The sequence below is a fragment of the Rhodoligotrophos sp. CJ14 genome (assembly GCF_038811545.1).
GTDB classification, from domain to species: domain Bacteria; phylum Pseudomonadota; class Alphaproteobacteria; order Rhizobiales; family Im1; genus Rhodoligotrophos; species Rhodoligotrophos ferricapiens.
This window is the reverse complement of the sequence record NZ_CP133319.1, coordinates 2161948-2175728: the sequence shown is the minus strand read 5'-3', so window position 1 is coordinate 2175728 and position 13781 is coordinate 2161948. Positions and strand designations below refer to the sequence as shown.

The window sequence follows — 13781 nt, the reverse complement described above, 5'->3', positions numbered from 1 at the left end:
TGACACAGTGAGCCTCGACGCCCCATTGGGGCGCCATCGACCCTTGCGCACATCAGGAGTGAGCCAGCAGGAAGCGCCGCAGATGCGGGGCGACCCTGTCCGAGGCCTCGATCATGATTGCGTGCTTCAGCCCGTCCAGGATCACAAGTTCTGAATTCGGAAGAGCCTCTGCGATCTGCTTGTTGAGCCGCGGGTTGCAACCGCCATCAAGCTCGCCGGTCAACACGAGGCTGGGCGCCGTGACCTCATGAAGCCATGACGCCATTTCTGTCTCGGCATAGATGTGGAAGACATTCAAGAAGATGTGCGCTGGCGTCGCCAGCACCTGGCGCTTGCGCGCTTCGATGAGATCGGGGCGGTTGGCCATGAAGTCATCGGTGAACCAGCGGTCGACCAGCGTGTTGAGCACCGCTTCGATACCCTTTTCCTCCATGGCGGCCACGACGCCCTGAACCTTTGCGGCATCGTCAGGTGTCCGGAATGCTGCCGTCGACAGGAGGCCGAGGGATATCACGCGCTCGGGATGAGCATGCGCATAGGCTGGTCCGATCATGCCACCGAGGGAATGCCCGATAATATGTGCTTTTTCAATACCGAGCTTCGCCCGCAGCGCTTCCAGATCCGCAACCAGCGCATCCAAGCCGAATGGCTCTTCGGGAAGGGGCGAATCTCCATGGCCACGCAGGTCATAGGTGATGCAAGTGAACTTGTCCTTGAGCAGTTCCACGATGCGAGCCCACGACGTCCGCCGGGCGCCAATCCCATGCACCATGAAGAGGGCTGGGCCCTCGCCTTCGATCGAGTGGACGCAATCAATCGCCTTGACCACTGTGCTGCTCCTTCCGGTTACGCTGATGGTTTTGAGGCCGCCGGGTCGCCGGCCGCTGGTGCATCTGGATGAGTATCGGCATAGAGCTGGCCGGCGACGGCCCAGTCGCCCTTATCGACATCTCTGAGAATGATGGTCACCGCCTCCGGTTTGCCGCCGAGGACGGCCACGTAGGTGTCTGTCAGCGCTTTGACCAATTCGCGTTTCTTCTCACGCGAACGACCGGCGAAAAGCTCGACTTTGAGAATAGGCATACTATGATCCGTTGCTGGTCTAATGATACATCAGGCACTTGCTCTGACCGGTGATTTCCTGAAATGGGGCATGACCTCTTCTGCCAGCCGCTGCATCATCTCCAAGGTCTGCGCCTGAGGCTGGCCGTAATTGCAGGGGCAGAAGACTTCATCGATCCCAACCTCCTCATAAACCTTCAGGCGGTCAACGACCTCGGCCGGAGTGCAGATGATGAGGTTTTGAGCGAGCTCTTCGATGGTCTGCTTGCGCGGAAGCGCCTCGATGATACCGTGCGATACCACGCCAGGACCGCGAATATTCTCAAAGCGCTTATAGTACTCATAGGCATATCCAATGATCTGCCGCGCCTCCGCATCATCGCGCGCGGCATAGACACCGCGCTGCAGCGCCAGACGATTGTTCCGCGCTTGGGCGCCGCCATCCGCCTTGCCGCGGCGGAACGAGTCGACCTGCTGGCGCAGCACATCGTGATCACCGCTCAGTGGGGTCGTCTGGATATCGTAGCCACGTTTGGCGGAGTGATAGATCGCATCCGGCGCCATCGCCGCAATCATGATCGGGATTTTGCGCGTTGGGCGCGGCATGACCGTCAGCGGCTCGAAAATATAGTACTTGCCATGCCAACTCACCTCTTCGCCTTCAAGCAGCGCCTCGAGAACGGCAAGCGACTCGCGGAACTTGTCGCTGGTTATCTCCATGGGCGTGCCGAGCCGCTCGATTTCATAGCGGAAGGCGCCACGTCCGCAGCCGACGATCAGACGCTCGTCGCAAAGCATATCCGCCTGCACCACCTCTCCGGCGAAGACACGCATGTCTCTGACTGGCAGGACGCAGATCGAGGTGATGAGATCCACATGCCGAGTCACGGCGGCAACCTTGACCGCAAATTGGAGAGGTGAAGGCACCATCAGCAGATTGATCAGGTGATGCTCTGGAACGGCGACCCCTCGATAGCCAAGCCTATCAGCGAGCACAGCTTGCTCAATCATGTCGGAATAGAGCCGCTTGCCGCCATAGCTCGGGTCCGGCATGTAGGCGCTGAGAAAATGGGTAAAATCCATCAGTTTGACCTCTGTGAATGGGCTCGGCTTGCTCCGCGACCACCTCTGGCAGCCCAGCTAACAATCCGAGCGCTTCCTGCCGACAGCTTCACCAGCGGCAACACCGCTCATCAATGCTCCTCCGCCAGCTGGTTCCGTCTTGCTGAGGCACGCTCGCTCAGACTGCGGAACAGAGCACCCAGGAGCAGGACGGCAAACGTGATGGTGATGAGCAGGACGGCCGCTGCGGCAATCGTCGGATCGATATTGTCCTCGATCCCCTCCCAGATCCGTTTTGGCAGGGTGGCGATGCCGCGGCTCGTGATGAACAGCACGATCACCAGCTCATCGAAGGAATGGGTGAAGGCAAACAAGCCGCCGGCAAACAGTCCTGGCGAGATGCCGGGGACGATCACGTGGAGCAGTGTCCGCCAGGTCGATGCGCCAAGGCTGCGCGCGGCCTGTTCCAGCTTCACGTCGAAACCTGCAAGCGATGCCGAGACGGTGATGATCGTATAGGGCAGCCCAACAAGCGTATGCGCGATGATCACGCCGATATAGGTATCAAACAGGCCGGTGGCCGCCCAGAACCGGTAATAGGCGAGCCCCTGCACGATAGTCGGTACGATGATGGGCGCGAGCATGAACAGCCTGACGCCGTTCGAGAAACCATTCGACAGACGCCAGCAGCCGATCGCACAAAGAGAACCGATGATCAGCGCCAGAATTGTCGCGATCGATGCAATGAGCAGGCTCTGGCCTGTCGCGGACAGCCAAGCGCTATTGCTGAAAAAGGCCTGGTAATGCTGGATTGAAAGAGAATGCTCGGGAAGCGACAGATATGATCGATCGGTGAGCGATACTGGCAGAATGATCAACATGGGCAAGACGAGGAAGCCCAAAATCATCCACGCAAAGCCCAGCTGCAGGGCGTATCTGAACTGTTGCCAGAATTGATGCGAGCTCATGCGCCGAAGACCTTCTTGAGATCCACGATGCGCGACAGCACGACGAGGATTGCGACCACGACGAACAGCAGTGTCGAGGCGAGCATTGTTGCATGGCCCCAGCGCAGCGTTTCATCGAAGCTCACCCGGATATATTCGGCGATCATGACGACGCGGCCGCCACCGAGAATGGCCGGTGTGATGTAGAATCCGAGCGAGATGATGAAGACGAGAATGGCGGCTGCAAGAATGCCCGGCTTGGTCATGGGGAGATAGACAAGAAAGAACGCCTTGAGCGGAGAGGCGCCCAATCCGCGAGCCGCATCGGTAAACTTGTGAGGAATGCTCTTCATATTGCTATAGAGCGGCAGGATCGCGACCGGCAGCATGTAATGGATCATGCCGATGAGCACGCCAAGCTCGTTGCGAACGAGATAGAGCGGTTCCTCGATCAGCCCAATCCCCATCAGGGCGCTATTCACTGGCCCCTCCGGGCGAAGCAGCATGACCCAGGCGAAGGCACGGACGAGAACGCTGAACCAGAAAGTGATGATGACGCAGAGAAGCATGAATGACCGATGGCGCGGTGACACCTGCGCCATCGCGTAAGCGACGACATAGCCAAGGATTACCGCGCCCAATGTTGTGATGACGCAGATCCTAACAGTGTTCCACCAGATGCGGTGAATGAGATCGCTTGTGAGGAGCTGAGTGTAGTTCTCAAGCCCAGGGGCCGGGTCGGTGACGCTGATCCAGAGCACACTGCTCAGCGGCACCACGAAGAAGATGCCCATGATCACCAGAGCCGGGACCAGCAGGAGGTAGTATGTCCGCATCTCGGTCTGAAGCACGGGATCAGTTCTCCAAGACTGGAACGGCTGCATCCGGGTCCCAGCCCAGCCACACCGGAGTTCCAATGCTCGGATGAAGCCCAGGCTGCCAGGCATTCATTTTGACCATCATCGGCCCGAGCTCCGGGGTCGAGATCTGCAGGAAGTAGCTGGACCCGATATATTTGAAGTCGGAGATGGTGCCCTGGACGGTGTTTGCCCTCGCAGGCTCTTCAGTGGAAACCGCGATATTCTCCGGCCTCAATGCAACGAGCAAATGTCCATCGGGACTGGCAGGCTCGGGAGCACCGGCCTGGACGAGTGTCCTGTCCTTCACCCTGTAGCGAAAGCGATCTTTCTCCTTGGCAGTGACCAGACCGCGAACGAAGTTGCTGTCGCCTAAGAAACTAGCAACGAACCGCGTGCCTGGGCGGGAATAGAGCTGTGCGGGCTCTCCTGCTTGTTCGACCCGCCCATCACGCAGGATCACGATCTCGTCTGACATCGACAGCGCTTCTTCCTGGTCATGGGTCACATTGATGAAGGTTGATCCAAGGCGTCGATGCAGCGCTTTCAGCTCCCACTGCAAATCCGATCGAAGTGCCTTGTCGAGAGCAGAGAGTGGCTCATCCAAGAGCAGCAAGTTGGGCTCGAACACCAAGGCGCGAGCCAATGCGACACGCTGCTGCTGACCACCAGACAATTCCGACGGGGTTCGATCGGCCAGGTGGCTCATTTGAACCAACTCAAGGGTAGATTTGATCGCCGGCTGCGCCGCGCTGCGGCTGATACCGCGTACACGCAGCGGAAACCAGACATTCTCGGTCACGGTCATCTGAGGAAAAAGGGCGTAACCCTGGAAGACCATCCCAAAGTTCCGCTTCTCCGGGGCCAACCTGGTGATTGCTCGGTCGTCCAAGAAGATGTCGCCGCTTGTCGGCGAAACGAAACCGGCAATGGCCATTAGCACGGTGGTCTTGCCGGATCCCGAAGGGCCGAGCAGCGTCAGGAATTTGCCTCGGGGGACATCGAGAGAGACATCGTCGACCGCCATCTGCTTGCCGTAGCGCTTCTGCAACCGAACGACTCGCAACGAATGTGGATTTGCGGTCTTTGCTGACACCCGTCTTGGTCCCGCTAGAATGTTGAGCTTGATGGATTGGAACGTCGCCCAGAGCGCCTAGGCGAAGGCCCTGGGCATAAGATCGTCAGGACGACAGAGCATCCAGCCAGCGCTCCCGGGCGAGCGCGTCGTTATTCAGGTCGCCCTTGCCGCTCGGCTCGTTCCACCAGAAGGGATCCAGCACCGCCTGCACTTCGCGATTGGCCGGCTGCGTCGGGTCGAACAGCTTGAGATCGTCGGGAACCAGATCGGCAGCCGCGGGATTGACCGGGCCATTTCCGATAATGCGCAACAACTCGACCTGCCGGGCTGGATCCTGCGTGAAGGCAATGAACTTCATTGCTGTCTCGGCACCGGCGGGGTTGTTCTTGGGCACCGACCAGACATCGACATTCATGAGGCCTTGCTGCCAGATCCAGTTGAACCGCTTTTCGCTCTGCTTGTAGAGCGTGATGGCGCGCGAGTGCCACATGTTGCACATCACGACCTCACCATTGCGGAGCAGATCCTGGCTTTGCGAACCGCTGCCCCAGGCTATGACCTCCGATTTGATCTCCTTGAGCTTCGAGATCGCGAGATCGAGGTCGATCGGATAAACATCCTTGGTCGAGCGGCCTGCCGCCATCATGCAGGCTTCGAGACCTCCTTCCGGTGTCTTCCGCAGACCTCGTCGCCCCGGAAACTTCTTGAGATCCCAGAAATCCGTCCATCCGGTCGGCGTGCCTTCGAGCTTCGAGGAGTCATAGCCAAGAACGCAGGAATAAACATAGAACGCGGCGCCGGTCTTATACGCCCAGCCTGGATAGATCTTGTTTTTATCCACGATCGAGTAGTCGATCGGCTCCAACAGGTTCTCGCTCTCGAGGACAACGGCCTTGCTCGCGTCAAAATCGAGCAGATCCCACACGACCTTGCCCGACTGAACCATAGCACGGACCTTCGACGGCAGCGGACCGCTGCCATCCATCACCACATCGATACCGGTTTCATCAGCAAAGCCATCGCCAAACGCCTTCATATAGGCGGGGATCGATTCTCCGCCCCAATTGACGATGACGATTTCCTTCGCCTGCGCTTTCACCGCCCCGGCTTTCAATGCAAGCGGCAGAGCGCCCAGCATTGCAGCACAGCGCAGGAAGGTTCTCCGGCTGATTTCCCCTCTGGCGTGCTGCTCCGCAACCAGCTCGAGAGCATCGGCCTGGTACGTTGTTGCCTGAGCCTCTGTGATTTCAGGATAGAGATCCTTTTCATAGAATGTCTTGATGAGGCTCATAACAGTCCCTCCAGGAGCAGCCCGAGGCGCCCAGCTTGTTGTGAATATCGTGGCGAAGCTGTGTTCGCCACGGTAATGTTCATTTACGTGAAATCCCAACCACACTTTTCAGGATGTGGCAAGTCCATTAGCCCCGTGACTGCGAGCAGGTATGAACAAGAAAGTGGAAACACGCGGACCGAATGGGAAAATTGATGCGGCCATCCGCCTGGTGGAGCTGGACAGCCTTCTTGGCCAGCGAATCCGCCATCGCCGACGAGCCATCGGCTTGTCATTGCGCGAGCTCGCCGAGCGATCCGGCATCTCGATCGGCCTTCTCAGCCAAATCGAGAGAGGGCTCTCCTCGCCCTCCGTGCGCGTGGTAGCCGCTCTGGCGGACGCGCTCAGCCTGTCACTCGGCAATCTCTTTACCGAAGAGTCTCCGACGCCGACGAAAAGCGAAAGCAGTACCGTCACACGTGCGCACAGCCGAAAGAAGCTGGCGTTTTGGCGGACGGGTATTTCCAAGGAGCTCGTCACCCCGCAGACCGATAATCCCGGGCTCGACATTTTCATTGTGGTCATAGAACCGGGAGGGACCACAGGCGAGCAAGTCTATACCCATGCCGGCGAAGAGGGCGGATTGGTGCTCGAGGGCGAGCTGGAGATTACGATCTCCGGTGAAACTTACCGGCTGAATCGTGGAGATGGCTTCCGGTTCGAAAGCATGAAGCCGCATAGTTTCCGCAACCCGGGCAAGGGAACCACCCGCGTCCTCTGGGTTAACTCACCGCATTCACACAATGAATAGCTCGCCTTGCCGATGACGAGCTCTCGGTCGCGAACCTCTTTCGAGTGGGGCACTGTCTAATACAAAGCGCTCGGGGGCCGAGATCAAGCACCTCAAGCGCATGGGATGGCAGGAGCCGACATCCTTCTCAAGCCAGAAGATCGGAGTTCAGCTTAGCTGCGAGACTGGCCATCACCCGAGCTTTATTCAGACTCGTTCAGTGGATCACGTCGGTTTCGCTGTCCGGCCATATCAGCCCCTGGTTACGTCCTTCCGAGTCTATATTGCTGGTTACAAGAACCGAAATGGCGGCGCATGGCCGACCAACCGAAAACGCGCCCATCACTGTCGTTCCAAGATCATCGACGGCCTCCGGAAGCCGCCGTTCCTGGCATGACAAGTGTGGTTGATGGGAGCCCGTAAGCGGATGTTCAATTCAAATACGCGTGTGGTCCTCAAAAGTGAAGTGAAGGCGGTCCCGGAGACTACCCGGAAGCAGTGCGCATGGGCTTTTTTCCTCCAATTTAGCTCCCCAGAATAACGATGTGCTGCTGCCGGTTTTCAGCGAGAGCGGAGGGTTTTTGACCCACCCCCTCCCGGTACCGCCGGCAGCTTACAGCCCGCGGCACGAAGGCGTGGAGAGGATTGGGAGCCGACGCATTGTGGCGTTACGACCTAGACTAAGTTGTCGCTCTTGCTTTGACCGTGCGTGATGGGAGGGTTTAGCGGAAGCTACCCCTCTGGGCCCGAGCCGGATGGGGCGCAACCGTCGCCGTCCATGAAATCTTCTGCAGACTTCACCAGCATGATATCGAGCCACCAGATAACGTTGGATTGCTTAGACCGATAACCGCGCTCCCGCATCGCGAGACCAAAGCCAGTGGGGGACCATTCTCGCTCACCGCTTGCCCGAGCCCACGCTGTGAACACTTTGTGCAGTTCCATCGACTGCACGCGCGCCCCCTGCTTCGGCCGGACGCAAGTCTTGAGAAACCGCCCAAGAGGATCTGAGTCTTCACGGTAGGCATCGGTGGCCTCGACCAGAGGGATTGGGTCGACCACGGTTTGCTAACGCCCGCGCCAGTGGCTAAATCTTTGATTTATTTCGGGAGATATTGGACTGAAAATCCGCGTGTCGGTGGTTCGATTCCGCCCCTGGGCACCATCTATGTTTCTGAATTCCGCACTGTTTTTGTCGGCTGCTTCACGGCTCTGAGAAGCTGCCGATGTCCGGTCCGTCTGACTGGGTTCGTGCTCGGTCTGGGCAGGGAAGCCTATTCGGCTGCCTCCCGTCGGGGCTCGTCCGGCGCGTCGGGGCGGCCGGGGGCGGTTTCGCAGCCGAGGTCTGGGAAGGCGATCACGCGCAGCCCATGAAAATCGGTGCGAGCGACGAGCAGCCCGCGTTCCTCGAAATAGGCGAGTAGACGCCGCGCCCGGCGGGGCGAGTGGCTGCCATAGGCGCGGGCCAAAGCAGCGTCGGACGGGCAGGGGTCCTTGTTGATCGCCGCGCGGGCGACCACCAGGAATATGCCCTGAAGATCATCGGGCAATGTTTCCGAGAGCGACAGCGCCATCGCCCAGGCCTCGCCACCGGAGCCTTCATCAACGCCGGCGCGGGCAATCGCCAGCCGGCGGCGAAAAGTGGACAGCGGCAGCGGTTCGCCAGGCACGCGTCGGATGCGGCTGCGCACCAGAAAATCCTGATAGAGCACGGCGTCGGAGCGGAATGCCGCGTCGGGATCTTCAAGGATCTCGCGCAGCACCGCATCGATGGCGGCGTCGCGCTCAGCCTCGTCGATAATGGCGGGACCTGCCTCGGAGGGTGCTTCCGGAGCGGGTCTTGGCCGCGAGAGTTGCGTGAGAATATCGGCGGTCGGAATCGGTTTGGGTGCCGGTCTTCGCACCACTGACAAGGCTTCTTCTTCTGGACCGGGCGTGAAGATCAGATCGCGCACGTCCTCCGGCGCCTCGGGCAGCGGCATGAGTTTCGGACTGGTCGAGCGGGCAGCGGTCTCGACCGGGCCGATGGTGATCGGCAATGGGCGGCGCGACAAAGCCGGGCCCAGCGCGATGAAGTTGCCACGCTCAAGGTCGCGGAACATTTCGGCCTGGCGCCGGTCCATTCCGAGCAGATCGGCGGCACGCGCCATGTCGATATCGAGAAAGGTGCGGCCCATCAGGAAATTGGAGGCTTCCGCCGCGACGTTCTTCGCCAGCTTGGCCAGGCGCTGGGTGGCGATGACGCCGGCCAAGCCGCGCTTGCGGCCACGGCACATCAGATTGGTCATGGCGCCCAGCGAGAGCTTTCGCGCATCATCCGAGACGTCGCCGGCAATGGCGGGCGCGAAAAGCTGCGCCTCGTCGACGACCACGAGCACCGGATACCAGTGGTCGCGATCGGCATCGAACATGCCGCCGAGGAAGGCGGCGGCGGCGCGCATCTGCTGCTCGACGTCAAGTCCCTCGAGATTAAGGACGACGGAGACACGGTGCTGGCGCACGCGGCCGGCGATACGCGTGAGCTCCGCCTCGGAGCGGGCCGCGTCTATCACCTGGTGGCCAAATTTGTCCGCCAGCGTGACGAAATCGCCCTCGGGATCGATGACACATTGCTGGACCCAAGGGGCGCTTTGTTCCAGAAGACGGCGCAGCAGATGCGACTTGCCGGACCCGGAATTGCCCTGCACCAGAAGGCGGGTCGCAAGCAGTTCTTCCAGATCCAGCTCCGCCACGGCGCCGCTGGCCACGGCGCCCATGTCGATGTTCACCTTCATCCGGCACCCTTTCGCGTACCGTCCTTAGCATCCGCGGCCGGCCAGCGCGAAGCATCGCCGCGGGGATTCCCACAGGCATGATGGCGCAAGCGCTGCTTGGGCGTGCCTCACTGCACGTCGCGGTGACCTTGTTGGTGTCACCGGCTCGGTGCTGTTACGAGCTGTTCAGCCAGATTTCACGGTCAGGCCGCCATCGACCACGATTTCCGCACCATTGATATAGGCGCCGAGGTCGGAGGCGAGGAACGCCGCGAGATGGGCCGTATCATAGCCGGTTCCCATACGCCGCAGAGGAATGCGATCCACATAGCCCCCATAGATCTCATCGATCTCGCGTCCGGCCGCACGAATGCCGCCGCGTGCCAGGGGCGTATCCATCATACCGACAAGAATGGAATTGGCCCGGATACCGCGAGGGCCATATTGCACGGCAATGTGGCGTGTCAGCCCGTTCAGCCCGGCCTTGGTCATATCGTAAAGTGGCGAGTTGATGCCGAGATGCCGAATACTGGAGATCGAGGAGATATTCGTAATCACGCCTGATCCCTGTTCTTCCATCATAGGCAGCGCATGTTTGCAGAGGAAGAAAATCGATTTCAGATTGACGGATACGCAGGTATCGAAAGCAGCTTCGTTCGTCTTGGTAAGCCGTCCGGCTGAGGCCATGCCGATATTGTTGTGCAGAACATCCAGCTTCCCAAATTCCCGCCGGCAGCGATCGAACAGCCCTTGGACGTCGTCCTCTCGCGTGGCATCAACCCTGGCAGTTGCCACCTTCACACCCGAGGAGGCGAGTGCATCCGCACAGGCTGCCAAGGCATCATCGTCCCGATCTACCAAAAGCAGATCGGCGCCTTCGCGCGCGAAGGTCAGAGCGGTCGCGCGGCCGTTGCTCACCGTATCGCCAGGTGAGCCGACCCCAACAAGTACAGCGACGCGGTTCTTCAACAGAGGCGTCATGGTGCACGCATTCCTACAAGTTGTTTTCTCATGCCGATGCGGTCGAACTTCCCAACCGCATTCATCGGGAGCTCATCCAGCACCGCGAGCTGCTCGGGCCATTTGAACTTGGCTATGCCGTGCGTCTCGAGGAAGGCGGTGATATCCTCCAGACGAAGCTCCCCGGATCTGTCCTTGGCCACCACACAGGCAACGGCGCGTTCACCGACCTGAGCATCCGGAATGCCGACGATGATCGCCTGCGCCACAGCGGGATGACGGAGGAGGATGTGCTCAATCTCCTCAGCCTGGATCTTCAGGCCTGAGCGGATGATGACGTTCTTAATGCGGCCCGTCACAATGACGTTGCCCTCGGCATCAAGATGGCCAAGGTCGCCCGTCCGGAACCAGCCATCCTTGTCATAGGCGGCATAGGTCGCCTGCTGATCATCGTAATATCCCGCCGACAGGAATGCACCGCGCAACAGCAGTTCGCCCGTCGGATCATCGCCCCCGGCCACCTGATCTACCCGAACCTCCATGCCATCGAGCGGGCATCCGCAGGTTTGCAGGCGTTCCAGTGAATAGGATGGGCGCGTGATCACCGCATAGCCCGTCTCGCTGGTGCCGAAGCCCGTCACCGGGGCGCAATGGGGCCAGACCTGCTTAATTCGGGCGACGAGCTCAGGTTGGACAGGCGCACCAGCCATCATGACGACCCGGAGAGAGTGCCCGGCGCCGTGACCGTTCCGGCATGCATCGAGCATGTCCACCACTTGCGTCGGTATGGCGAAGAGGGAGGTCACACGCTCCCTATCGATGGTTCGCATGAGCACCTTCGGATCATACAGGCGCTCGAGCACGAGAGGGGCACCGGCGGCCAGGGCCTGCATGAAGCCCCACATGAATACACCGCGATGGGTCATGGGCGCGAAGGCCAGAAACACGTCACGATGGTCGATGCCCATCTCTCGGTTCAAGGTTCGGGCTTCGTTGAACTGGGTGTTCTGGGTGTGCATGTAGAGCTTGGGGTCACCGGTTGATCCCGATGTTGTCCCGAGAAGATAGATGGCGTCCCTATCCGGCGGCGGCAGATCTGATGCCGGCGCTGCTTTGCTTGCCAGCTGTGCATCGAGCGGAAGGTCTATGTCGAGCAGGCGCGAGCGAAACGCGAAGCCGCCTTCATTGCCAAGAGCATCCACCAGAGGCTGGTATTCGAACCCGCGGAAGACACGGGTGTAAACGTAGAACTTGGGTCTCGAGCGGCCGAAGATCTTGGCGACATCGGCGAACCGATAGCTCGGATTGAGCGTGTGGAACACAGCCCCGATCCGAAGCAAGGCGAGCGCCGCAACCACGATATGCAAGCTGTTGGGAAGCTGCACTGCAACGATGTCGCCGGGGCCTATGCCCTCCGACCGAAACGAGCTCACGGCTCTGTCGACGAGCTCAAGCAACTCCTTGCGGGAGACCCGATACGCCCCGTCTATCACTGCGGGAAAGTCGGGATCCTCGGCTGCATAGCCCGCGATCGTGTCCAGCAGGTGGTCCTTGGTCCAGTGTCCTGCGGCATAATGGGTTTCAAAATCACGTCTCGAGTACCGGTGCAGTATGGACATGGTCTCGTCTCGTTCTCATCGGTGCGGGTGACGCAGCTGGCCAGCCAAAGGACCATGGCCAGCAGCCAGAAATCGCTGCGCCGACGCTTAAGAGCACTTTGGCCGCAGCGACACGCGCAGGCTTCGCGGCGAATGGGCCAAGAGCTCATGCCGCCAGATGATCTCCTGCTCGGGGAGATCGAAATCTGCGTAACGCTCGAGCAATTCTTCCAGGGCTATCCGTGCTTCCAGACGGGCGAGCGGCGCGCCAAGGCACAAATGGATGCCCATTCCGAACCCCACATGCTGGCTGCGTCCGCGCGAGAAATCGAGAGCGTCCGCATTGGGAAACTGCTGCGGGTCGCGGTTGGCAGATTTCAGCAGCAAGAAAATGCGATCCCCAGACCGGATCATGTGGTCGCCGAGTTCCAGATCTTTGCGTGCGACGCGTACCACTGTTGGGACCGGTCCATCGAAGCGTATCAACTCGTCGATTGCCGGTCCGATCAGCGTTCGATCCGTAGCAAGCTCCCGAAGCTTTGACTTGTGGAGAATAAGGCAGAGCATGCCATTCATCAGCATGCTCGCAGTGGTCTCGGGCGCGGCAAAAAGGATCAGAATCAGCGTCGAGATAACTTCGTCGTCCGTCAGCCCGTCAGGTTCACTTCTGGCCAATAGCAGCTTGTCGAGGAGGGACTCGGTCGGCTGGGCCCCGGGCTGTGCGAGCTCTGCCGAGCGCGTCGCAACCAAGCCGCTGAAGTAGCTTTTCATCTCCTTGATCATGACCGCACTGGTCTCGTAGCGGTCGGCCTTGTTGGACCCCAGGACGAATTCGCCGAGCCCTGCCGCCCAGATCTTGATCAGACCGACGGATGACCTCGGCATTCCATAGAGCTCGGTGATGATCAGCGCCGGAACCTGAAACGCGAACTCATCCAGGAAATCGATTTCGTCCCTCGCGCCAAGCTCGTCGATCACCGAGCGAATGACATTGCGCATCATCGGCTCATGAGCTTGAAGGACGCGTGGATTGAAGCTTTTCTGCAGGATCATCCGCAGTCGCGTGTGCTCGGGAGGATCGATGAAGGGAAGCCAATGGGCCATCACCTCATTGATTTCAGCGACCGTGGTCTTCAAGGCGCCGCTGGTCTGATTGACGAATGGCGACAGTTTCTCGACCGAGGTCTCCGTCGACAGCAGTAGCTTCTTCACCGTGTCATAGCTGGAAATGAGCCAGGCCTTGTGCTGCTGGCTCCAAAGGATACCGCCCGCAGCCCGGAGTTCCTCGTAGAGTGGATAGACGTTCTGCGCGGTCTCAGGCGCGTTCAGTTTAACGTGAGAGAGTGCGGTATCCATTCATATCTCCCTCTTCGACCGGCCAAGGCCAGGCCCCATTTTCTAGAG

Annotated in this window: 12 protein-coding genes and 1 tRNA gene; 2 read left to right on the top strand and 11 right to left on the bottom strand. The window is 59.8% G+C overall.

Annotated features, from left to right (window positions below; genetic code table 11):
• Positions 1-52: 52 nt before the first annotated feature.
• The 7 genes from RCF49_RS10120 to RCF49_RS10090 form a co-directional block, all read right to left on the bottom strand.
• Positions 53-829, bottom strand: coding sequence for an alpha/beta fold hydrolase (locus tag RCF49_RS10120; RefSeq protein WP_342643901.1), 777 nt, complete (start codon positions 827-829; stop codon positions 53-55).
• A gap of 17 nt (positions 830-846) precedes the next feature.
• Positions 847-1083 carry a tautomerase family protein gene (locus RCF49_RS10115; RefSeq protein WP_342643900.1) on the bottom strand — a complete coding sequence of 79 codons (237 nt, stop codon included), beginning with the start codon at positions 1081-1083 and terminating at the stop codon, positions 847-849.
• Positions 1084-1113: 30 nt separating this feature from the next.
• Positions 1114-2145, bottom strand: a complete 1032-nt coding sequence (locus tag RCF49_RS10110) for an LLM class flavin-dependent oxidoreductase (protein ID WP_342643899.1) — start codon at positions 2143-2145, stop codon at positions 1114-1116.
• 110 nt (positions 2146-2255) lie between these two features.
• Positions 2256-3092, bottom strand: coding sequence for an ABC transporter permease (locus RCF49_RS10105; protein WP_342643898.1), 837 nt, complete (start codon positions 3090-3092; stop codon positions 2256-2258).
• On the bottom strand, positions 3089-3922 hold the full coding sequence (locus RCF49_RS10100; RefSeq protein ID WP_342643897.1) for an ABC transporter permease: 834 nt from the start codon (positions 3920-3922) through the stop codon (positions 3089-3091). The genes RCF49_RS10105 and RCF49_RS10100 overlap by 4 nt, the downstream gene beginning before the upstream one ends.
• A 4-nt stretch (positions 3923-3926) precedes the next feature.
• Complete coding sequence (locus tag RCF49_RS10095; protein WP_342643896.1) at positions 3927-4979, bottom strand: ABC transporter ATP-binding protein; 1053 nt, start codon at positions 4977-4979, stop codon at positions 3927-3929.
• A gap of 130 nt (positions 4980-5109) precedes the next feature.
• Positions 5110-6297 carry an ABC transporter substrate-binding protein gene (locus RCF49_RS10090; protein WP_342643895.1) on the bottom strand — a complete coding sequence of 396 codons (1188 nt, stop codon included), beginning with the start codon at positions 6295-6297 and terminating at the stop codon, positions 5110-5112.
• Between the two features lie 151 nt (positions 6298-6448).
• Here RCF49_RS10090 and RCF49_RS10085 point away from each other — a divergent pair, with 151 nt between their 5' ends.
• Both RCF49_RS10085 and RCF49_RS10080 read left to right on the top strand, forming a co-directional pair.
• Entirely contained in the window at positions 6449-7087 is a 639-nt protein-coding gene (locus RCF49_RS10085; protein WP_342643894.1) for a helix-turn-helix domain-containing protein, read from the top strand.
• A gap of 1076 nt (positions 7088-8163) precedes the next feature.
• Positions 8164-8231, top strand: a tRNA-Phe gene (locus tag RCF49_RS10080).
• A gap of 109 nt (positions 8232-8340) precedes the next feature.
• Here RCF49_RS10080 and RCF49_RS10075 read toward each other — a convergent pair.
• The 4 genes from RCF49_RS10075 to RCF49_RS10060 form a co-directional block, all read right to left on the bottom strand.
• Positions 8341-9840: an ATP-binding protein gene (locus RCF49_RS10075; protein ID WP_342643893.1), complete on the bottom strand. Its 1500-nt coding sequence runs from the start codon at positions 9838-9840 to the stop codon at positions 8341-8343.
• Between the two features lie 165 nt (positions 9841-10005).
• Positions 10006-10800: an SDR family NAD(P)-dependent oxidoreductase gene (locus tag RCF49_RS10070; RefSeq protein ID WP_342643892.1), complete on the bottom strand. Its 795-nt coding sequence runs from the start codon at positions 10798-10800 to the stop codon at positions 10006-10008.
• Positions 10797-12398: a class I adenylate-forming enzyme family protein gene (locus RCF49_RS10065; protein ID WP_342643891.1), complete on the bottom strand. Its 1602-nt coding sequence runs from the start codon at positions 12396-12398 to the stop codon at positions 10797-10799. Before RCF49_RS10065 ends, RCF49_RS10070 begins: the two co-directional genes overlap by 4 nt.
• An 87-nt stretch (positions 12399-12485) precedes the next feature.
• Positions 12486-13733: a cytochrome P450 gene (locus tag RCF49_RS10060; RefSeq protein WP_342643890.1), complete on the bottom strand. Its 1248-nt coding sequence runs from the start codon at positions 13731-13733 to the stop codon at positions 12486-12488.
• Positions 13734-13781: the final 48 nt, after the last annotated feature.

Coding starts and splice junctions, on each gene's coding strand:
- RCF49_RS10085 (WP_342643894.1), top strand. CDS start 6,449: ATGAACAAGAAAGTGGAAACACGCGGACCGAATGGGAAAATTGATGCG.
- RCF49_RS10060 (WP_342643890.1), bottom strand. CDS start 13,733: ATGGATACCGCACTCTCTCACGTTAAACTGAACGCGCCTGAGACCGCG.
- RCF49_RS10105 (WP_342643898.1), bottom strand. CDS start 3,092: ATGAGCTCGCATCAATTCTGGCAACAGTTCAGATACGCCCTGCAGCTG.
- RCF49_RS10065 (WP_342643891.1), bottom strand. CDS start 12,398: ATGTCCATACTGCACCGGTACTCGAGACGTGATTTTGAAACCCATTAT.
- RCF49_RS10090 (WP_342643895.1), bottom strand. CDS start 6,297: ATGAGCCTCATCAAGACATTCTATGAAAAGGATCTCTATCCTGAAATC.
- RCF49_RS10115 (WP_342643900.1), bottom strand. CDS start 1,083: ATGCCTATTCTCAAAGTCGAGCTTTTCGCCGGTCGTTCGCGTGAGAAG.
- RCF49_RS10110 (WP_342643899.1), bottom strand. CDS start 2,145: ATGGATTTTACCCATTTTCTCAGCGCCTACATGCCGGACCCGAGCTAT.
- RCF49_RS10075 (WP_342643893.1), bottom strand. CDS start 9,840: ATGAAGGTGAACATCGACATGGGCGCCGTGGCCAGCGGCGCCGTGGCG.
- RCF49_RS10070 (WP_342643892.1), bottom strand. CDS start 10,800: ATGACGCCTCTGTTGAAGAACCGCGTCGCTGTACTTGTTGGGGTCGGC.